This is a genomic window from Bacteroides fluxus YIT 12057 (assembly GCF_000195635.1).
GTDB lineage: Bacteria > Bacteroidota > Bacteroidia > Bacteroidales > Bacteroidaceae > Bacteroides > Bacteroides fluxus.
This window is the reverse complement of sequence record NZ_GL882607.1, coordinates 17,160-38,765: the sequence shown is the minus strand read 5'-3', so window position 1 is coordinate 38,765 and position 21,606 is coordinate 17,160. Positions and strand designations below refer to the sequence as shown.

19 protein-coding genes and 1 tRNA gene are annotated in these 21,606 nt (G+C 42.0%); 6 read left to right on the top strand and 14 right to left on the bottom strand.

The window, feature by feature from the left end; genetic code table 11:
- Positions 1-89: 89 nt before the first annotated feature.
- Complete coding sequence (locus tag HMPREF9446_RS01615; RefSeq protein ID WP_009123687.1) at positions 90-1,055, bottom strand: CfxA family broad-spectrum class A beta-lactamase; 966 nt, start codon at positions 1,053-1,055, stop codon at positions 90-92.
- Positions 1,056-1,492: 437 nt separating this feature from the next.
- Here HMPREF9446_RS01615 and HMPREF9446_RS01610 point away from each other — a divergent pair, with 437 nt between their 5' ends.
- From HMPREF9446_RS01610 to HMPREF9446_RS01595, 4 genes are all read left to right on the top strand, one after another.
- Positions 1,493-2,716: a site-specific integrase gene (locus HMPREF9446_RS01610; protein WP_009123686.1), complete on the top strand. Its 1,224-nt coding sequence runs from the start codon at positions 1,493-1,495 to the stop codon at positions 2,714-2,716.
- Between the two features lie 25 nt (positions 2,717-2,741).
- Positions 2,742-3,860: a PDDEXK nuclease domain-containing protein gene (locus HMPREF9446_RS01605; protein WP_009123685.1), complete on the top strand. Its 1,119-nt coding sequence runs from the start codon at positions 2,742-2,744 to the stop codon at positions 3,858-3,860.
- A 259-nt stretch (positions 3,861-4,119) separates the two neighbouring features.
- Positions 4,120-6,123: an energy transducer TonB gene (locus HMPREF9446_RS01600; RefSeq protein WP_009123684.1), complete on the top strand. Its 2,004-nt coding sequence runs from the start codon at positions 4,120-4,122 to the stop codon at positions 6,121-6,123.
- Between the two features lie 23 nt (positions 6,124-6,146).
- A complete protein-coding gene (locus HMPREF9446_RS01595; RefSeq protein WP_005863300.1) occupies positions 6,147-6,839 on the top strand; it encodes an SIMPL domain-containing protein in 693 nt (230 codons plus the stop codon).
- 213 nt (positions 6,840-7,052) lie between these two features.
- Here the strand turns inward: HMPREF9446_RS01595 and HMPREF9446_RS01590 are convergent, their stop codons facing one another.
- From HMPREF9446_RS01590 to HMPREF9446_RS01550, 9 genes are all read right to left on the bottom strand, one after another.
- Positions 7,053-8,045 (bottom strand): IS481 family transposase, encoded by a 993-nt coding sequence (locus HMPREF9446_RS01590; protein ID WP_009123683.1) that lies wholly within the window; start codon positions 8,043-8,045, stop codon positions 7,053-7,055.
- 94 nt (positions 8,046-8,139) lie between these two features.
- Positions 8,140-8,859 (bottom strand): hypothetical protein, encoded by a 720-nt coding sequence (locus tag HMPREF9446_RS01585; protein ID WP_009123682.1) that lies wholly within the window; start codon positions 8,857-8,859, stop codon positions 8,140-8,142.
- Between the two features lie 4 nt (positions 8,860-8,863).
- Positions 8,864-9,784 (bottom strand): relaxase/mobilization nuclease domain-containing protein, encoded by a 921-nt coding sequence (locus tag HMPREF9446_RS01580; protein ID WP_005863304.1) that lies wholly within the window; start codon positions 9,782-9,784, stop codon positions 8,864-8,866.
- Positions 9,750-10,133 carry a MobC family plasmid mobilization relaxosome protein gene (locus tag HMPREF9446_RS01575; RefSeq protein ID WP_005633161.1) on the bottom strand — a complete coding sequence of 128 codons (384 nt, stop codon included), beginning with the start codon at positions 10,131-10,133 and terminating at the stop codon, positions 9,750-9,752. Before HMPREF9446_RS01575 ends, HMPREF9446_RS01580 begins: the two co-directional genes overlap by 35 nt.
- A gap of 146 nt (positions 10,134-10,279) precedes the next feature.
- On the bottom strand, positions 10,280-11,245 hold the full coding sequence (locus tag HMPREF9446_RS01570; RefSeq protein ID WP_005633162.1) for a toprim domain-containing protein: 966 nt from the start codon (positions 11,243-11,245) through the stop codon (positions 10,280-10,282).
- Between the two features lie 163 nt (positions 11,246-11,408).
- A complete protein-coding gene (locus HMPREF9446_RS01565; protein WP_005633163.1) occupies positions 11,409-12,488 on the bottom strand; it encodes an AAA family ATPase in 1,080 nt (359 codons plus the stop codon).
- A complete protein-coding gene (locus HMPREF9446_RS01560) occupies positions 12,488-12,775 on the bottom strand; it encodes a helix-turn-helix domain-containing protein (RefSeq protein WP_005633171.1) in 288 nt (95 codons plus the stop codon). The genes HMPREF9446_RS01565 and HMPREF9446_RS01560 overlap by 1 nt, the downstream gene beginning before the upstream one ends.
- 125 nt (positions 12,776-12,900) lie before the next feature.
- Positions 12,901-13,809 carry a hypothetical protein gene (locus tag HMPREF9446_RS01555; protein WP_009123681.1) on the bottom strand — a complete coding sequence of 303 codons (909 nt, stop codon included), beginning with the start codon at positions 13,807-13,809 and terminating at the stop codon, positions 12,901-12,903.
- A gap of 237 nt (positions 13,810-14,046) precedes the next feature.
- Positions 14,047-14,133: transfer RNA gene (locus tag HMPREF9446_RS01550), tRNA-Leu, on the bottom strand.
- Between the two features lie 157 nt (positions 14,134-14,290).
- Here HMPREF9446_RS01550 and HMPREF9446_RS01545 point away from each other — a divergent pair.
- Positions 14,291-15,376, top strand: coding sequence for a mannose-1-phosphate guanylyltransferase (locus HMPREF9446_RS01545; protein ID WP_009123680.1), 1,086 nt, complete (start codon positions 14,291-14,293; stop codon positions 15,374-15,376).
- Between the two features lie 103 nt (positions 15,377-15,479).
- Here HMPREF9446_RS01545 and HMPREF9446_RS01540 read toward each other — a convergent pair whose 3' ends face one another.
- The 3 genes from HMPREF9446_RS01540 to HMPREF9446_RS01530 all read right to left on the bottom strand — a co-directional run bounded on the left by HMPREF9446_RS01540 (position 15,480) and on the right by HMPREF9446_RS01530 (position 17,734).
- A complete protein-coding gene (locus tag HMPREF9446_RS01540; RefSeq protein WP_009123679.1) occupies positions 15,480-15,872 on the bottom strand; it encodes an HIT family protein in 393 nt (130 codons plus the stop codon).
- A 54-nt stretch (positions 15,873-15,926) separates the two neighbouring features.
- Complete coding sequence (greA, locus tag HMPREF9446_RS01535; RefSeq protein WP_009123678.1) at positions 15,927-16,391, bottom strand: transcription elongation factor GreA; 465 nt, start codon at positions 16,389-16,391, stop codon at positions 15,927-15,929.
- Between the two features lie 191 nt (positions 16,392-16,582).
- A complete protein-coding gene (locus HMPREF9446_RS01530; protein ID WP_009123677.1) occupies positions 16,583-17,734 on the bottom strand; it encodes a TlpA disulfide reductase family protein in 1,152 nt (383 codons plus the stop codon).
- A 328-nt stretch (positions 17,735-18,062) separates the two neighbouring features.
- On the opposite strand from HMPREF9446_RS01530, the gene pnp reads away from it, so the two are divergent.
- A complete protein-coding gene (pnp, locus tag HMPREF9446_RS01525) occupies positions 18,063-20,207 on the top strand; it encodes a polyribonucleotide nucleotidyltransferase (RefSeq protein ID WP_009123676.1) in 2,145 nt (714 codons plus the stop codon).
- Positions 20,208-20,543: 336 nt separating this feature from the next.
- Here pnp and buk read toward each other — a convergent pair whose 3' ends face one another.
- Positions 20,544-21,605: a butyrate kinase gene (buk, locus tag HMPREF9446_RS01520; protein ID WP_009123675.1), complete on the bottom strand. Its 1,062-nt coding sequence runs from the start codon at positions 21,603-21,605 to the stop codon at positions 20,544-20,546.
- Position 21,606 lies beyond the last annotated feature (1 nt).

Sequence of the window (21,606 nt, the reverse complement as noted above, 5' to 3'; positions counted from 1 at the left end):
AAGCAAATTGATTAGTAATCTAAAAGCACTCCGATAACGATCAGAGTGCTTTTAGATTGTTTATCATTAATTATCAAAGCAAGTGCAGTTTAAGATTTTACCGAAGTCTGCATTAATAAAGAATATACTACAGCTGATATATGCGCAACATATTGTGACGCTTGTGATTCATTTCCCTTGAAATCCTTAACAAATACCGCTAAGGTATAGCTGACATTATTAGGCAGACATATATAGGCAACATCATTGTGAGCTGCAAGAACGCCATTTTCATTAACATTACCTGAACCTGTCTTATGCGCTATAACAACCCCTTCTTTATCAAGAAGTGGAGCTGCTATCCTATCTACACCTGTTTTGCATTCTTTTAACGTATTCTTAATGAAACTTTGTTTCTCATCATCGATAAGACCTTCAGTAAACAAACGATTCATCAACATTGCAGCACCAAGAGGAGATGTATAGTTAGAGTAAGCCTTGTTATGGTCAGCCGACATTTCCTCTTCCGTATAAGCTATCTGAAAACTTGAACGAGGGATGAGTGTGGCTATAAAACTATCTGTTTGAGCGACATTAACCATATCCTTAAACATAAGGTTGCTTGCATTGTTGTCACTCTGAGTAAGAGTATAACGCAGCAAATCTCTTACTGTCAATGATATGACTGGTCCTGAATAATCTTTCAGCATAGGACTCCAAGTCTTTGGGTCAAGTTTATCCCTATTTATATTTACCAAGGTATCAAGTGAAATTCCTTTATTGTCAAAGTCATTGCAAAGAGCTAATGCCTGATGAACCTTAAACACACTCATCATAGGATAAACACTCTTATTATTGACCTTAACCGTATCTCTGTTATTAACAATAACCGCCACACCAATTTCACCAGGACAAGCTGAGACAATTTGAGAAATACTATCAGTCAAAACATTTGTTAAAGGAGGATTTGCGCTATCTTTTGTCGCTGATTTATGGAACAATGAAAATACCAAGATGAAAATGCAAACTAAAGCTATACACAAAACTACGATTTGTTTTTTTCTGTTTTTTTCCATGTTTATATTATTTATATTTGTTTGACGAGGATATTTATTTGCCGACAAAGGTACATAACTTTACGGAAAAATATGTTTCTAAAATAGATAAATAGACAGTTGTGGGGAAAATGTGGGGAAAAATCAGATAATTAAAAAGGCTAAGTGACTGACAATTAATCACTTAGCCTTTTAATCTGTACCCAGACCCGGTACAAGCCATAGAAATAATAGGAAAACAAAAGAATTTATTTTCCTTATTATCAGTTATTTGCATATTTCCTATTTTCTCCATTTTTGCCCTATTTTGCCCGTTTTCTGTTATTCAGTACACTTTTAGTACACTTTGAAATCTCATTTTCTTTTGTACCTTTGCAATATCGGAAAACAAAAGAAAATCAACTATTTAGTGTAATTACCCGGTTACGGTACCTAAATCGGGATAAAACCTCTAAACAATGGCAAAGTTAGAAAATAAAACGAAAGAGAACCCCAAGTTGGAGCAAAATAAGCTCTCGGACGGTAGAATAAGCCTTTACTTAGAGTATTATTTAGGTAGAGAGGAAAAGCCCGTATTGGATGAAAACGGTAATCAGGTGTATTACGATAGTGGGAAAATGCAAGGCAAGCCCAAGTTTGCAGTAAAGCATAACAGGCGAAAAGAAAACCTTAGCCTGTATCTGATAGACAAACCCCGTACTCCTGCGGAACGGCAACAGAACAAGGAAACTTTGGAACTCGCCATGCGCATACGTGCAGAGCGTGAACAGGAGTTTAAAGAAAGCATGTTGGGTTACCGCTTAAAGAAAGACAGGGCTGTTAATTTCTTGGACTACTTTCAAGCCTATATCAATAGCTATACCAAGAAAGATATTCGCATGGTGCAAATTGCGCTTAGCCGTTTTAAGGACTTCTTAAAAGAGCAATACCCCATGAATGAGTTTAGTATCAAACCGGAACTTATCACCAAAGAAATGATGGAGAAGTTTGTAGCCTATTTGCAATCCCGAAGTGTGGGTGAAGGTGCTAAAAGCATTTACCAGCGTTTCAAGAAAGTTATTCGATATGCGATTGACCATGATGTAATGTTGAAAGACCCATGTAAAAGTGTTACCTGTAAAGTGGATAGCCAAATGCTTCGAAAAGATGTGCTTTCTCCCGAAGAAATACAAAAGCTGATAGCTTGTCATTATGACAACGAAAACCCCACAATCAGACGAGCGTTTATCTTTTGTCTGTATTGCGGTCTGCGCTTCTGTGATGTAAAAGACCTTACTTATAAAAATGTGGATTATGCCAACCGATTATTGAAATTCGAGCAAAGCAAGACCAAGGGACATTCAGCCAGTAGCGGTGTGGTTATCCCCTTGAATGACGGTCTATTATCCATTATTGGCGAAGCTCCGGCAGATAAGAACTGTTTGATATTCGATTTGCCTACATACGAAAGCTGCTGCAAATCAGTAAAACGTTGGGTAAAGAGAGCCGGAATAGACAAGCATATAAGCTGGCATTGCGCCCGCCATTCGTTTGCCGTGAACATTCTGAACAATGGAGCAAATATCAAGACGGTAGCCAGTCTTTTAGGACATAGCGGATTGAAGCATACCGAGAAATACACCCGTGCCGTGGATAAATTGAAAGAGGAAGCAATAAACAGCCTACCCGAACTAAAGTTTTAACCACAAAAGACTTATCTTTGTAACTATGGACTTTGAAGCATTAGTAAAACATATCTGTACGATACAGAACACGTTGCAGGCACAAGCCGCACACGCTGTAAACCTTGCACTTACTTCCCGTAACTGGCTTATGGGGTGCTATATCGTAGAGTTTGAGCAGAACGGAGAAGACCGTGCCGCATACGGTGAACAACTGTTGAAAAAGCTGGAACAACGGCTGAAAACAAAAGGTCTGAATGAACGTAGATTCCGTGAATTTAGGCGGCTGTACCTTGTTTATCCACAACTGAAAGAACAAGTATTACACTACATCATGGCAGGAAATGAAATTCGGCACACGCTGTCCGCCGAATTCACGGAACCAATTCGGCACTCAGTGTGTGCCGAATTACAAACATCAGAAATACAATATAATAAGTGGAGTATTCCTGCTGAAAGGTTGTTCAATAAATTACCTTATTCTCACTTAAAGTTCATCTCCAAAATCGAAAATCCGACAAAGCGTGCTTTCTATGAAATGGAAGCAATACGTGGCTGTTGGTCTGCAAGAGAACTGGAACGGCAAATAGCGTCTTTATACTATGAACGTAGCGGACTATCCAAGAACAAAGAAGCCCTCTCCGCTTTAGTCCAGCAACAAGCAACCCTATTACAACCTAAAGATGTTATCAACACCCCTGTTACTTTAGAGTTCTTAGGATTGAATGAACGAGCCTTAGTAACAGAAAACGACTTGGAGCAATCCATTCTTGACAACCTACAACACTTCCTGCTGGAAATGGGGCATGGATTCTGTTTTGAAGCTCGGCAAAAGCGTATCTTGATTGATGAGGACTATTTCTTTGCCGACCTTGTGTTCTATCACCGCATCTTGAAGTGCCATGTTATTGTGGAATTGAAGATAGACAAGTTCCGCCATGAGTATGCTTCGCAACTGAATATGTATCTGAACTATTTCAAGGCGGAAGTGATGCAGCCGGATGATAATCCGCCTATCGGTATTCTGCTTTGCACAGAAAAGGGAGATACATTGGTTAAGTATGCCACTGCCGGATTAGACCCGAATATCTTCGTACAGAAGTACATGATAGAACTTCCAAGCGAGGAAGAAATAAAGGAGTTCATTGCTTCCTCAAATTACTAACCTATCATAAAAAGTAATACTGGCGAAAAGAAGAATACTGTTTTTCTTTTCGCCAGCAACATATAATCTGCCGACAAAAAATAGGTTTAGTCCGTTTTGGATATATAAACAAAGGTATGAACTAAACTTGTAAATGTACTGATTTTTACTTGAGTATTAAAAGTTAATTTATTCAAATACAGGAAGAAATAAATTATTTAATACGCTATTCTATTACTCATTTACATTATATTTGGATGTTGTTTATATAATTGGTTGAATGAAATATTTTCTATCCATATTATTTATATTTTCTCTCAATCTTGTCAGCCCACTTTTAGCCCAAGACAAGAATTCGGCAGATATGTCTGCTTTATTAGAGAATAAAATATGGAAAGTGCAACTTCCCAAAGACAAACACTATGCTATGGAAATGGAATTCCGCAGCGCTGGATGGAAACAGACCTTTCTATATGATGAAAAACAAACTGAAATATGCGATTCTTACTCTTTGCATGGAGATACAATAAAATCTTTTCAAAAGAATTACATTATTCAAGAACTGACAGATAGTACGTTGGTTCTCCAATATCTGCCGGAAAGTTTGACAATCGGAGTTACACCTGTCAGATGTACAACAGATAACAGTGTTCAAGGACAAAGGCAGAACGAAGAACGCTTGGATAGTATTTGGCGTAAAGAGGATATTTGGAATAAAGGTGTTGCTAAAATAACCGGAGAACCAATTAAAGATTTATCCACGATAGAACCTCCCCGATGGGCGGTATGGGATTACGATTTGACAAAATACTATGTTTCCCAAATGAAATACCCAGAAGAGTTGCTAAAAAAGAATGTGGCAGGTTATTCCGTAGTGATGTTTGCTCTTGACACATTAGGGCTACCACGCTGGAATACCATTTTGACGACCATCCATGAAGATTTTGACAAAGAGGTCATCAGACTGACCAAAGAGCTTCCACACTGCCTGCCTTGCAGGAACAAAAACGGCAAACGAATGGAGTGTCTTTATACGGTATATGTCCCTTTCCTGCCCCAACATTATAGGGATAGGGTAAAGGCGGACAGCGTTAGGGAAGAAGAATTGAAACAAAGTTTTGTGGAATGGGAAGCTGTGTCTTATTTTGAAAAAGCAAATCCGTATGCAATTACCAACTACATTAATGAACGCCTAACATACGATTCCAATCTATTAAACGGTAAAAAAGAAATCAAAGGGATTTATACGATACGCATTGATTCTTACGGAGAAATAATAAAGGTAGAGACCTTACGAGGTTGTGGCATACAAGAATGGGACAACCAAGTATTGCAAATCATAAAAGGTATGCCACGGTGGACTCCTACCATCAATTTTCATGGTAAAGGTGAATATCGGAACTCTGTTTGGACTGTACCTGTTTTATTCAAGAATGATAGTCCAACAAAAAATGAAGTTAATAACTATAATTGGCTTATCAAAACTCTAAGCAAATCATGTAAGTATCCACCTAAATTACAGAAAAAGAATCGAGAAGGGATGGTCTATGTTACATATAAATTAGATGGTAACGGATATATTACCAACCCCCAAGTTATTTCGTGTAACAACCGAAAATTCAAAAGAGCTGCACTAAATGCATTCAATGCTGTAACGGGTATTTCTATAACTTTACCAGCCCCAAAGGACACTCTTGTTTTTCAATTTAAATTGGATAGACCGACAACTCCTATCAACCCTCATACTGATGTTTTGATAATCGGCTACAGTTCTTGTGACACTCCTATTCTGATGCGATATGACGCCACACTGACTGCCCATACCACAGAGCCTTATTTGGAGGTGGGTGTTCCGGTCTGTTATCTGAATGAACGGGGCGATACCATTGTGCCATACGGCAAGTACAGATACTGTCAAACAGATACTATCAAAAAAATAGGTTTTGTTTATGAGAACAAGCCAAAGGACGCTCGAATAATCTGCATCAATGATGCGGGCAAAGAACTTTTCTATGTATTCAAATATGATAATGGTCCCGACTACATACAAGAAGGGCTTTTCCGTATAATGGACGAGGATGGATTGGTAGGTTTTGCCGATTCATTGGGTAATGTAATAATTGAACCTCAATTTAAGTTTGCCTACCCATTTAAAGGAGGAAAAGCCAAAGCAACTTTAAAAGGTGAACGAAAGGTAGTTCCTGAATCAGACGGAGAAAAACATTATTGGGAAAGCGAAACTTGGTTTTATATAGATAAGAAAAACAGGCGTTTAACTGATTAAAAACAAATAAATACCTAACCATCATGAAAACAAAACTATTTTTATCCGCTATTGTCTTCTTTATGGTTCTAACTGCGCAAGCGCAAGAAGTTAATGAACACTACATTGAAGTGACAGGTACATCGGAAATAGAAATCATGCCGGACAAAATTCACTACATCATTGAAATTCGTGAATACTTCGAGGAAGAATTTGATGGAAAGTCTAAGCCCGAAGAGTATCACACCAAAGTGCCATTGTCACAAATAGAACAAGGATTGCGAAAGAAACTTTCCGAAGTAGGTATTACGCAAGATGTAATCCGTACACAAGAGATTGGCGATTATTGGCGAAAGCAAGGACAGGATTTTTTAATATCCAAGCAATTTGATATTACACTGACTGATTTCAAACAGATAGATGAAATAATCAAGCACATAGATACGAAAGGCATTAATACGATGCGCATCGGTGAATTGGAAAATAAAGATATGTTGGCATATCACCAAAAAGGAAAGATAGAAGCACTAAAAGCTGCACAGCGAAAAGCTACTTATTTGGTTGAAGCCTTGGGTAAAAGATTAGGCAATGTCATACGCATTGTGGAAAAAGATAGCGGTAATGCTTTTCCGATAGCGCAAAGCAATGTCCTATCATCGAATGTTGCCTCATTCGACAATTTCCGTACCATTAAAAAGGACTATTCCATGCTGGTGCGTTTTGAAATTGTTGATTAGTAAGCTAAGCACAAAATTACATATCAAAAACGAAATAGCTGGAGTAAGAAAGTTTTCATTTCATCTGTGCTATAACAACAGATTCGCTACATTAGCTTACTGGATTTTTACGCTCGTCGGGACGGGTGGTCCCGCCCCTTGGCGCTGGCCGTTCCCCGACCGATGAGTTTAAAAACGTAAAATAATCTGCGATATATTTTGATTCTCCACGGATTATCGAATAACAGTTTTCTTATTTCGATGTTTTATGAATTTAAGATACTTGTAATTACGTGGAAGAATTTCTTCGTTTGACTCCCAGAATTTTTCACTCACATCGGGCTGGATCGGAACACGGTGCTCGACAGACTTGAATTTTTGCATCGGAGTCTTGCCGTTCAGTGAAGAATGTGGTCGTTTCTTATTGTAGAACTCCTGCCATTCCATAGCCATCATATTCAAATCAAGTGTCTTGTCCGACAAATCTATAAGATTCCAAAACTCTGTCTTATCGGTCTGCTGAGACCTTTCGACTTTGCCATTCAGATGCGGAGTCTTTGGTTTGATTGGTCTGAATTTGATAAAATGGTCATGCAGTTCATATTGGAAGTCATAATTGAAAAATTCTGTTCCCCAATCAGTTTGTATCCGTTGAACGGGAAAAGGAAAGGTATTTAGTATCTCTCCTAAAAAATGAATTGTACTTTCCGCTTTTTTATTGGGATATATACGAATGGTTCTCAAACGGGTACAATCATCTATGGCCGTGAACTGGTATGCTCCGTTTCGTACTTTCATTACATCCAGCTGAACCCTTTCCCCGGGAATTTCTTTACTATATCGGATATAGTCTGACTTTTTACGCCGTTTCACAACAGCTTCGACCTGATGCTTTTTCAGCACACGCCACACTGTCATGGCTGAGAACTTTATTCTCTTCCTAAGTAGATAGTTGGCAATCCGTTGCGCTCCCCATCTTCTCGTCTCACGCAGATTAAGGATAATGGTTTCAATTTCAGGTGTTATCTTCATATTGGCAAGTCTTGATGGACGTTTAGACTTATCGGACAATTCCGACTTGCCTTGTTCTTTCTCGCGATTTATCCAACGGTATAACGTGGAACGGGCAATCCCGCACCGAAGGGCAGTTTTTGTCACAGAACCCGTTTCGGCGTATAGCTCAAGCCATTTTTGGCGCATCCGTATTTTCCGTATATCTTCTTTCATGCTACGAAGATACAGATTAAGATTTGCCTACGAAAAGAAAAAATGTAGCGTATCTATTGATACTTTACATTTCATCACTCCAGCTTTACTTCGTTTATGGTTTACCCAACTTATCGGCTTCTTTCTTTAGCTGTTCGGCTTGCTCGTTCAACAGCCTTGCACGTTCCAATGCTTCCGCCTGTTTCTTGCTGCGATATTCAAAATCTATCACAGAATCGGTCAGAATTTGAATGAAATCATTATCCCTCTGCCAGTTGAATTTGGTTTCCAGTATATCAAGGACTTCTCCGTTTGCCCAACCCTGCATCAGCAAAAAACGGTATTTCATATCATTGTCCTGTAACTGCTGCATCCGTGTAGCCAAACGGATATTTAACCATATGGAAGCGGAACAGAGAACCAGCACTGCCGAAAAAATAAACAATCCCGGACGAATCCAAGAAGTAACCTTGTTGTAAATCCGTTGATAGAACGGCAAGGGGGCAACTTCCTCTTTATCCGTCTTGTAGGAATTCAAGGTATCAACCATTATTTTAAAATTACGATAGATTTCCAATGATATTCTCTTGGTGTCCTCGATGTGCTGCTGCTGACCTTGCATCCTGTTCCGTACATCGTCAAGTTGACTTTGGATAGTCTGCAACTTCTCCACAGGAACAGCCGGATTACTATGCAGCCTCGACAATGCCTGTTCAATCGCTCCAAACCGTTCGAGAGTTTCCTCCCGGCTGGCTGGCGTTACCTGCGCTTCCAACTTCTCTTTCAGTTCTGTTACCATAGAGAGAAGCCCCTCTAAAATCAAGTTGTCTTCCATGTCTTTACAATTTAAGTCGTTTTTTCTTTTTCTTCTTCTTTCTCAAATTCAAGTTCGGCTCTTCATCCACCGGGGACGGTGATGCAAAAAACAGACCGAGCGAACCGCTTATAAACGGACTTTCTGCGTTACTCCGTGTGGGTATTTGTTCCCGAATGGGTGCGAAAGCTGTTTGCCGTTGACTTTCGGCAACATTCAAACCTGTATCTCCGAAATATCTATCCAGTTTGGAAAAACTGAAACTGCGGTCTATCTCCGAGCCTTTGAACGTGTATTCTCCTTTGGAAAAGGATATGCCCTGTATTTCATCGGTCTGTCCCTTTCGTTTGAACTGGATAGTGATACCCTTTTCCGCTAACCTGTGCTGCAACTGCTGCCAGTTGCGGGATTTGCCGATTTCATTTTTCACAGCCGTGTAAATCTCGTATTTCGACTTGTCCGGCTCTTTCAATCGGTGCTGTTTCACCTGCTCTTTCCCCTTGGCGAAATAAAGCCCATGTTTGGCTTTCAGCTTCTTGCATACCTGTTCGTTACGGTACATATCGTTCCTGTCCGAAATAGTCTTGCCGTTGTTGTCTATACGGTTGAACACGATATGCACGTGTGGATGCTCCCGGTCTTGATGGCGCACGATGATGTACTGCGTATCGGTGATTTTCATTTCACGCATATACTCCTGTGCAAGCTGTACCATCTTCTCGTCTGTCAATTTGGGTGCGTCCACTGCCGAATAGCTTAGTGCAATATGTCCAACCGGCTTTTTCAAGTCGGGATTCATCCCGGTCTGCATACAGAAACTGCGGATTATATCGCTCCGGCTCTCGGTCAGAACCCCATCCGCATGAAGCAAAACCGCCTGCTCCTTACCAAGCACATAGTTCACACAGCCCTTAAAACCGCTTCCTTTTTTTATTTTTCCAATCATCCGACAAATGGTTTATGATTTCAACAATCCTATCTTTGAGTTTCACCAATTCCACCGCCACCAATGCGAAACCTCCGGCATTTGCCCTATGCGCCAGCTGGTTGATGTTGTTGGCTTCCCCTACCAGCTTGCGGATAGCATCTGCATCCTGCCTGTTCAGCCGGGGTATGACCTCTGCCGAAATAACTGCTTGCCGGACATATTCACTGATGCGCACCCCGGCTTCCCCGGCTCGCTTCCTGATGGCGTAATACTGCAACTCGGTCAGCTTCGTACTGACTACCTTTTTCTGCTTTTCCGTCCGTTTCTTTGCCGGACGACCGCCCGGCTTATCCTGTATCCTTTTCATGTCTTTTTACTTTTTGATGGTATCTTAGAAATTGCGACCAACGGGAGCGGTTTCCTTTGCGGTGAGCAAAGCAAGGTGGTTTCGGTCTACCGAAACATAACCTTGCTCTCCCTATGAAACCGCCAGCCGCTGGCAATCCTGCCGGATTAAATGCCCCTACCTCTCTTTTGTTTTTGGACGGCACATTGTCCGGTTTTCTGCTTCGTTTCCTGTACTTGGCTGGCTGCGTTTTTCTGTTCCTGCTTCCTGCCGCACAAGTAATCGTTCAAGTCCGAATACCCTCTGTAATTGTGCGAGAAGTCACGCACACGGTAGGAGTATTCTAATTCGATAGCCCGTGTCGCCTTATACCCCGCCTCGTCATTGTCAAGCATACAGTGGATGCGTTCATACGGGTATAGCACATCAATGGCTTTCGGCACATTGACAGTCGAGTTAAGAATAACATAGTCCTGCCTGTCAAGGTCAGGCATGGTCGGACAGTTCTTCATGCGGAGCGTAAGGAAAGAGAGGTAGTCCATGAATCCCTCGAATACCAGACACTTCTCTCTCGGCTCTCCCTGCTGCCGTATATGGGTGATATCTTTCGGGGCAATACAGCCTTTGAAAAAGGAATTGCGAACCTCGTAACCTCCTGCCATGTTCGGGAACCCGATAGCAAAGAATGGCTTCCCGTTATTGGTAAAATGAAGTTCCTTACATTCTCTTTTTGCCAGCTCAATATTGATACCCCGTCCCTGCAAATAACGGAGCAATGCCGGATGAGTTAAGTCCCGGACTTCCAAATGTTGGAAACTTGGTTCTGTCCTACACTGGGGAAAAGAAAAACTGACTGGGCGAACATTCGGGGTCTGCTCTTCTATCCTCTTTAAAAGGTAGGGCAGACTGTCGGAAAAGTAAAGTTCCTTTGCCAGGGCAATGATGTTGCCGCCTTTTCCTGCGCCAAAGTCATACCAAAGGTTGCGGTCTGTATTCACCTTAAAGGACGCTTCGTGTTCCTCTCTCAATGGTGATTTATACCATAAACCGTTACCCTGCCGCTTGACGGGCGAATAACCTAAACTATGCAGATAATCTGCGATGGGTATTTGTTTCACATCTTCGATGTTCATAATATTTTCTTTTTGGGGATTAAAAAATCGTTGAAAAGTGCGCCAGTCCTGTTTAGTCCGTCATATATATACCCGTACCATACTAAACCTGCCTGCTGTCGATACCGGGAAACAGACAGTCCGTTCCGCTTATATATACACCCGGACTAAACCAAACCGACTTTTAATAATGAAAATCGGGATTGTAGCGATAGCCCTTACCCTCTTTCACAATCATGCGCTTGTTCACAAGGAACTTGTTAAGCGACACAAGGACATTGCGTCCACGCTCGTAACCTATACTTGCGTAACCTTGTTTCAATGCCGCTATCACATTGGAATAGCCTTGTACAACCTGCTTGCCGAAACCGTTCTCCAATGCTTCCCGGTGCTGCTGTTCCGTCAGCTCTGTAAGCGGAAAGTTCCTGTCTTGTTTGGGTTGCTGGAATACATAACCGTCCATGACTTCGGGCAAAGCGTTGTCATTGATGCGAAATGCGAACGGGTCAAACTCCCGGTCACGTATGTGCATCGCCTTTACTTCACTTATATTGCCGTCCTGCGTGCTTTTCGTGATTTGCAGGACGGTTTCAGCTTTGTTGTTCAGCTCTGTACCGATATGTCCTCTTGTGTTATCATCCCCCTTGTTCAAATGCAGTACGGTATGGATATGCAGATTATACCCACTTGACCAGCGCATCAAAAGGTTGATTAGGTCGGTCGATTCGCTCGGACTGTTGATGTCGTACATCAAATCACGGATTCCGTCAATGATGAGCAACCCCACATCGGGCATATTCTCTAACATATAGCCAATTATCTGCTTACGTTTGTCGGGGGTCTGCTCCCTTAACACAATGAAAACAAAATCGTCCACATCTTTATCGGTCGGCAGTCCGGCAAGGCGCAAAATACGTTCCATGACCTTATGGCAATGGTACTTGCTCTGCTCGGTATCAACATAGAGAATTTTGCGCTTGTTCGGTGGCAGATATGCCGAATACTTCAAAACCTCGTCATTCTTCAATGCTGCCGCAACAATGGCGGAAATGTTGAATGTCTTTTTGCTCTTGGCTTTGCCTGTGGATGCACTGAAATTGCCCAACGTGCCGATAGTAGAACCGTTCACCCAAAGAATTTCGGGCGGTACTTCATAAGTGTCCGTCACCTTTAGACGAATGGTTTTCCAAAGGGCTGCAAAATCTTCTTTCGTCATGGCTGTACCTTGTCCGATTTCCTCTTTCGTCTTGTTTTCCATAGCCATTATTTCTTTAGAGGACGGTTAAGGATATACTTCTGCGCTTCCTGCTCTATCTGCGCCTGCGTCTTCACCGGGTTCTGACGCAACCATGCTTCCAGCTCAGCCTTTTCAAAATAAAGCATTTTGCCCTGCGGCTTGTAATGGGGTATCAAGTTACCCGAAGTCAGCTTGTACAGGTAACTTTTAGAAAGGTTCAAGAACCTGCTCGCTTCATCGAAGCTAAGCACGTTCTTTGAAAGGAACAACATCTTTTCGAGTTCGGAAACTCTTAACTCCAAGTCTTTTTCCATATCGTTTGGGATTTTAGGTGAAACAATATGAAGGTGCGCACCCTCGTCTTTTGTGTTAACGGGAGCAAAGTTAAGAGGTTGAAAATGAAGTCTAATTGACCTTTGTTTGAGCGTTCAATCTATGCTCAACCTTTTTGCAGTTGTTTGATGTATTTGTCTATAATTTCATATCCTTTCGGATAGATGTTCTTCGCCTGGTCTGTCGCACTCGACAAGTCAGTGCGTGTAAGCGGTTCTCCTTTTATCTTCTTCAATATCAACTTGTTGTTTGCTATAACTGACTGCCACTCATAAACGATGTAGTTATAACAGCTGAGTTGCATCATTAGGTAAGCCAACAGACGGGTATTATTAACTTTCAATACACCGTCCAACTTACAGTTGAAAAAATCGGTAAGTATTTTGGTGCTGACAGTAGTAGTAAACATATTCGCTTCGTTCACACATTCAGTCAGAAGTTTGATTTCATTGGCTTTCAAAGTGGATTTGAAGGGATTGCTTTTACCCACAATCTTGGCTGGAGTGGTTTCTACACTTTCATCTTTTTCTTTTGGCAAGACTTGTTCTTGGGAGACAATAGAATCTGTATAGTATTTGCTTTCCTGTTCTTGCAGAAAGTACAAATACTTGGAAAGTACCACAAGGCTAACAATGATGGAAAAATAGGGAAGTCGTTCATCATAGCAAGACGGTTCATGCAAATATGCGTCCATATCAAAATCAGAACAGCGGAAAACGATGTACTTTTTCCTCTCATTAGAGTTTAAGTCCTCAAAATAACCGCTTTCCCACAAAAAATCGGGAACATCCATATCCTGTACAATATCACGCACGACACGGTATTTTTGCTGAATGGCTACTATATTTTCGGTAACACGGAAAATTTCCTGCCGCAAATAATCCTTTAGCTGAGCCTGTGTCAGATATTCACGCTTTAAAAATAGTGCATCTACTTTAGTTTTATAGCCATGCGATACGCAACTATCTAATATCTTCTGTATCTCTCTAAAATTGGTTTCTATATGATTTTCCATAACTGTACCTTATATAATTTTTTTCTCAGATACAAATATAAGGTGGAAATCGCATTTTCCGAGAAAACATCAGCAATAATAAGACAGAAAAGAATGCATAAGAGTTAAGAAATCATAAAGATGAAAGGATGAAAACCACAAAAGTACACTCTATTCTTGTTTTTGTCGCTCAGTACACATTTAGTACGCCTTACAGAAAGGAAAAACCCTGACAATCAGTCGATTATCAGGGTTTATTGGTACCCAGACCCGGGGTCGAACCGGGATGGAAGTGAATCCACTGGTGTTTGAGACCAGCGCGTCTACCGATTCCGCCATCTGGGCATCATTGATTTCTCAATTGCGGTGCAAAGATACGGCTTTTTTCTAAACTTGCAATACTTTTCAAAAAAAAAGACGAAAAAAAAGAGAAAACATCACTCAACCATTCCTTGTTTATAAAATATGCCGTACATTAGCAGAAACTTTTAAAACAAATAACATGGTAACCAATAAGGATAATTTCTGTGTAATTATGGGCGGAGGGATCGGTAGCCGCTTCTGGCCGTTCAGCCGCAAGACACTTCCTAAACAATTTTTGGATTTTTTTGGTACAGGACGTTCATTGCTGCAGCAGACCTTTGACCGCTTCAGTAAGGTAATACCCGTAGAAAACATACTAATCGTTACAAATGATTTGTACGCTGATCTTGTAAAAGAACAACTTCCCCAACTTAGTCCCGAACAAATATTACTGGAACCGACGCGCAGAAATACAGCCCCCTGCATCGCATGGGCAGCCTATCACATACGCGCCTTGAATCCGAACGCCAACATTGTAGTGGCTCCTTCAGACCACCTTATTTTAAAAGAAGGTGAATTTCTTGCCGCTATCGAAAAAGGTTTGTCCTTCGTTTCACAAACAGACAAGCTATTGACTCTCGGCATTAAGCCCAACCGCCCCGAAACCGGTTACGGCTATATACAGATAGCCGAATCTGCCGGTGATAATTTCTATAAAGTAAAAACCTTCACGGAAAAACCGGAACTTGAATTAGCAAAAGTTTTTGTAGAAAGTGGAGAATTCTACTGGAACTCGGGACTCTTCATGTGGAATGTCAATACAATCATCAAAGCATGTGAAACACTTCTTCCCGAATTGGCATCCAAATTAGCTCCAGGCAGCGGTATATATGGTACTTCTGAGGAAAAGAAATTCATAAATGAAAACTTCCCTGCCTGCCCGAATGTATCCATTGATTTCGGAATCATGGAAAAAGCCGATAATGTTTATGTATCATTAGGCGACTTTGGCTGGTCCGACTTAGGCACATGGGGGTCTCTCTATGACTTATCTGGAAAAGACGACAATGACAATGTAACCTTGAAATGCCAATCATTGCTATACAACAGCAAAGACAACATCGTAGTATTGCCAAGCAATAAGCTTGCAGTCATTGACGGCCTGGAAGGTTATCTGGTTGCCGAATCGGACAATGTATTGCTCATCTGCAAGAAAGATGAAGAACATGCCATCCGTAAATACGTAAACGATACGCAAATCAAACTGGGAGAAGACTACATCTAAACACGAACAATAATAGCCGAGAAAGGCATAAGACAAGAAATAGCGGGAATTGAATCATATTCAGTTCCCGCTACTGTTTATTTGGAGGAGGAAAATAAACCCTTTAAAATGCCGCGCGAATAGCTTCGGCCACCGCTTTGAATTCTTCATCCGTCAACTTCAACTTCGGATTGGAGAAAAGCATATCCTTCTCATTCTGCATTGGGATTAAGTGTATATGCGCATGGGGAACTTCCAGTCCCAATACGGCCTCACCTACTTTCTTACAAGGAAAAGCTTTACCGACGGCAAGCGCCACCTTCTTCGCAAACACGTGCATTGCAGCCAAATCTTCGTCACTTAAATCGAAGATATAATCCACCTCCTGTTTGGGAACAACCAACGTATGACCTTTCACCAACGGATTAATGTCTAAAAAAGCAAAGAACTTGTCATTCTCCGCTACCTTGTAGCAAGGTATTTCACCTGCGATAATTCTGCTGAATATTGTTGCCATAGCTCTATGTAATTATAAAATAAGGCAAGCCCGCATGCAGACCTGCCTCATCAATTAAAATGATATGTTCACTACTTCCAGGTTAATCACACCCTGCGGCACCTTTATTTCTGCCACATCACCTACCTTCTTGCCAAGCAAACCTTGAGCAATGGGGGTATTTACAGAAATTTTGCCTTCTTTCAAGTTAGCTTCACTTTCAGAAACAATGGTATAAACCATCTTCATGCCGTTTTTTACGTTCTTCAGTTCTACCTTATTAAGAATCTGCACAGAGTCCGTCTTCAATTTGGATTCATCAATAATCTTGGCATCCGCTATCGTCAGTTTCAAATTATTGATTTTCATTTCAAGCATACCTTGCGCTTCTTTAGCGGCATCATACTCGGCGTTTTCCGACAAGTCACCCTTATCACGTGCTTCAGCAATTGCTGCTGAGATCTTGGGACGTTCTACCGTCTCCAAGTGTTTCAGTTCGGCCATCAATTTTTTGTAGCCTTCTTCTGACATATAAGCCATACTTTTTTCCTCCTTATAATATTATTTAGTTTTTAATGGTACTATAAACAAAAAAGAATTCCAACATGGTCAGCATGCTGGAACCCTCTTTTCGATTTCCTTTTGCAAAGATAGACTTTTAAACAATGTGTGTCAAGCAAAAAACACTGCTTTGTAACATATTTAAAAGAAAACTTCTAATTTATAACATGTTACAGTAGAGATTTCACTGCTGCTTCCAAATCCTTAACGTTTTCACCGCGAGCACTCAACTCATTATTTTTATTGATGAGGAACAGAGAAGGAACTCCCTGTACATTATAAGAGGCAGCCACCGACGAATAAATGCCGTTAGCGTCACGCACGCAAACCCAAGGCAAATTATCGGCGGTAGTTTTCCAATAATGTTCATCAGCGTCCAAAGACACCTGATAGATTTCCAAACCCTGGCCGGCATACTTGTCATACAAATCACGCAACATATAGTTGTGGGAAGCAGACACCGCACTCTGGTAAATAGTAAAATCCAAAATAACCGCCTTACCTTTCAATTCGCTTAATTTACGGACATTGCCTTTCATATCACGCAGACTGATATCAATCACTCCCGTTTCAGATATGGCTTCTTCAGGAATTTCCACCACCTTTTGTTGCGGGGTACGGGTATTCTTCATTCCCTTTATTACAATATTATACAGATTCTTGGAGCGGTCAGCATGAGGATAATAGTTATTCAGGCTGGTTGCTACGGCAGCAAAACACTTGATGTCATCTTTACTGTTCAACGGGTCAAATATCAAATAGTTGTTCAACTTCTGAAACAAGGCAAAATAAGCAGCCGCCGTATTGGGAGCAGCAAAAATATAGTTGATCTTCACTTCATCCTTATAACTCTTCAACAAAGCGGCAAGACTATCCTCGAACACATCAGCCCCTATTTTATGCCCCTGCATGGACTGAAGCAACACGTTGACCTTGTTCTGAAGCTGCATTTGCTTCATTGTCAACTCCTTTATTTTTGTACAGTTTGGAGACCCCTCTACCGTATAGGCTGTAGCAAAATCCGTGTAAGGGGCACTTATCTGAACAGTCTCCGTAGAATCTATCGAAAAATTGATAACCTTGTCATCTACCCGCAAACGATAAAATTCGGGGGAAACAGGACGTACCTGCTTAAAGGCAAACGAACCGCCACTCTTCAATTTCACAGAATCCAAAGGAACAATACCTTCCAAAGCCGAAGCCTCCAAATAAAGCATCTTACCGTCAGCGCCCGAGACTTCACCTTCCACCTTGAATTTCGGTTCGGAATTACATGCACTTAAAGCGACTGCGGCAAGTGCCATAAAAAAGATTTTCTTCATACCGTATCTTTAGTTTTGTTTTATCCTTAATGTATTTTTCATATCCGGCTGCCTCTATTTCTCCGCTTCCACATCATCTCCACTCACTCTTCCACTGGATGCTCCGTATCCTAAAAGACGGAATTCCGACACAGTCCCAACTTGTAAAGTTGCCTGCAAATATACGTCTTTTCAAGTTTAGTCAAAGCATTTTCCTTGTATCTTCCGCATAGAAAACTGCAAAAAACAACTAAATACAAACTTTTTATCTCATTCCCACCATTTTACACGAATAAATTATGTATCTTTGCACGAATTTTGAAAGAAAAATAGATATAAAACATTTTTTATGATTAACCCAATTGTTAAGACGATCGAGCTTCCTGATGGCAGAACCATCACGCTCGAAACGGGAAAGCTGGCAAAACAGGCAGACGGTTCTGTAATGCTTCGTATGGGCAACACCATGCTTTTAGCTACTGTTTGTGCCGCCAAGGACGCAGTTCCCGGAACAGATTTTATGCCGTTACAGGTAGAGTACAAAGAAAAATTCTCCGCATTCGGACGTTTCCCAGGCGGTTTCACAAAGCGTGAAGGTCGCGCTTCTGATTATGAAATCCTCACTTGCCGTCTTGTTGACCGTGCTCTCCGCCCTTTATTCCCCGATAATTTTCACGCAGAAGTATATGTAAATATCATCCTCTTCTCAGCAGATGGAGTTGATATGCCGGATGCTTTGGCAGGTCTCGCAGCTTCTGCTGCCTTGGCTGTTTCAGATATTCCGTTCAACGGACCGATTTCAGAAGTACGCGTTGCACGTATCGACGGACAGTTCGTTATTAACCCGACTTTCGAACAGTTGGAAAAAGCAGATATGGATCTTATGGTAGGTGCTACCTATGAGAATATCATGATGGTAGAAGGTGAGATGGACGAAGTTTCAGAACGCGATTTACTGGAAGCCATGAAAGCAGCACACGAAGCTATCAAGATTCAGTGCAAGGCTCAGATGGAATTGGCTGAAGAAGTCGGTTCTACCGTAAAACGTGAATACTGCCATGAAGTGAACGATGAGGAACTTCGCAAGGCCGTTCACGACGCTTGCTACGAAAAAGCTTATGCCATTGCCGCTTCAGGCAACAAGAACAAACACGAACGCATGGATGCCTTTGACGCTATCCGCGAAGAATTCAAAGCACAATTCAGCGAAGAAGAACTGGAAGAAAAGGCTCCGCTCATTGACCGTTACTACCATGACGTAGAAAAAGAAGCCATGCGTCGTTCTATCCTTGACGAAGGCAAGCGTCTCGACGGGCGCAAGACCACTGAAATCCGTCCTATCTGGTGTGAAACCAGCTACCTGCCCGGACCTCACGGTTCCGCCATCTTCACACGTGGTGAAACACAGTCATTATCCACTGTCACTTTAGGGACAAAGTTGGACGAAAAGATTATCGACGATGTATTGGAACATGGAAAAGAGCGTTTCCTGTTGCACTACAACTTCCCTCCGTTCTCTACCGGTGAAGCCAAAGCGCAGCGTGGTGTAGGCCGTCGTGAGATCGGTCACGGTCACTTGGCATGGCGTGCCTTGAAAGGACAAATTCCTGCTGACTATCCGTATGTAGTACGCGTAGTTTCCGATATCCTCGAATCCAACGGTTCTTCTTCCATGGCTACCGTATGTGCCGGAACTCTGGCACTGATGGACGCCGGTGTTAAAATCAAGAAACCGGTGTCAGGTATCGCAATGGGATTGATTAAAAATGCAGGCGAAGACAAATATGCCGTATTGTCCGACATTCTCGGAGACGAAGACCACTTGGGCGATATGGACTTCAAAGTAACCGGAACCAAAGACGGTATCACAGCTACCCAAATGGATATCAAGGTAGATGGTCTGTCATACGAAATTCTGGAAAAAGCATTGCTGCAAGCCAAGGAAGGCCGTGAGTACATTTTGGGTAAAATTACCGAATGCCTTGCAGAACCTCGTGAAGACTTGAAGCCACATGCTCCGCGTATTGAAACAATGACTATTCCCAAAGAATTCATTGGCGCTGTAATCGGCCCGGGCGGAAAAATCATTCAAGGTATGCAGGAAGAAACCGGTGCAACCATTACGATTGAAGAAGTGGACAACATCGGTAGAATCGAGATTGCCGGAACCAACAAAAAAAGTATCGATGATGCAATGCGTATTATCAAAGGTATCGTAGCAGTACCCGAAGTAGGCGAAGTCTATAAAGGCAAAGTACGTTCTATCATGCCTTACGGTGCATTCGTTGAGTTCCTGCCGGGCAAAGACGGTTTGCTCCATATCTCAGAAATCGATTGGAAACGTCTGGAAACAGTGGAGGAAGCCGGAATCAAGGAAGGTGACGAGATTGACGTGAAGTTACTCGATATTGATCCCAAAACCGGTAAATTCAAACTTTCCCGCAAGGTTTTGTTGCCAAGACCCGAAAGACAAGAAAGAAGCGAGAAGAGATAAGATAACTCTTCTTCCTTATTATATTAAGCCCGACAGATATCCTGCCGGGCTTTCTTTTTGTCAAAGTCCACAAGCAAAAACAGCAGAAAATCAACTTCCCGCCTTTTTGGATAAAAAAAAAGATCGGAAAGTACCCCCATACTTTCCGATCCGAAACAGTCAAAAATCGACCTTAATCAATTTATTAACTTAACACAGTGACAAAGATATGAGAAAATTTTCTTTGAAGGGACTTTTTGATCCAAAAAGTTTAGAATTTAAGCAATTATTGTGAACTATGAAAATCACACTATCCCTTCTCATAAATGACCACTCCCCAAAGACACCTCTTTTTTATTATTGGTAAACTTGTATTGGCAATTCTCCGCGTAAAGCGCCCAAAGCGTTCAACGCCAACGCTTCCAACTCATCCTCACCGGGATAGACATGAACGGGAGCGAGAAAAGAGATACGCTCTTGCAACCTGGAAATGATATATTCCGAATGTGCCATGCCACCCGTCAACAGAATGGCATCTATCTTACCATAAAGGACTACGGAAGCCGCCCCCACACTTCGAGCAATCTGATAAATCATCGCATTCAAGACCAGTTCGGCATGCATGTCCCCTTCCTCTATCCGTTTAACTATGGCAGGAACATCCGTAGTACCCAAGTGAGCCGCCAGTCCCGCACGGCCGGAAATACGTTTCTTCAGTTCATCCCTGGTATAACGGCCGGAGTAACAGAGATCTATCAACTGGCCGGCAGGAAGAGTTCCGGCACGTTCCGGCGAGAAAGGGCCTTCCCCGTCAAGAGCATTGTTCACATCAATGGCACGCCCGCGACAATGCGTACCCACAGAGATTCCGCCACCCAGATGACAGATTATCAGATTCAAGTCCTCATAGCGGGTATTGTTCTCCGCTGCATAACGGCGAGCTATGGCACGTTGGTTCAAAGCATGCCAGATAGTAATGCGGGGCATTAACGGCGAACCTGTGATACGGGCTATCTCATCCAGCTCATCCACTACACCGGGATCAGCGATAAAAGCACGGCAACCGGGAAGAAGTGCAGCCAATTCGGAAGCAATCAGACATCCCAAGTTGCATGCATGGCTTCTCATGGCATGGGCAATATCATCCAACATCGCATCATTCACCTCATATACGCCCCCCGGAATGGGTTTTAACAGTCCTCCCCTGCCCACAATGGCATCAAACTCAAAAGGTATATCATTGGCCTTCAGTTCATCTATAACCAGATTCTTACGGAATTCAAACTGGTCGATAATACGGGGAAATCCGGATAACTCATCTACCGAATGGCGAATATTACGCACCAAAAGAGGTGTCTCATCCTTATACACGGCAATTTTGGTCGATGTAGAACCCGGATTGACAGCAAGTACCTTCATA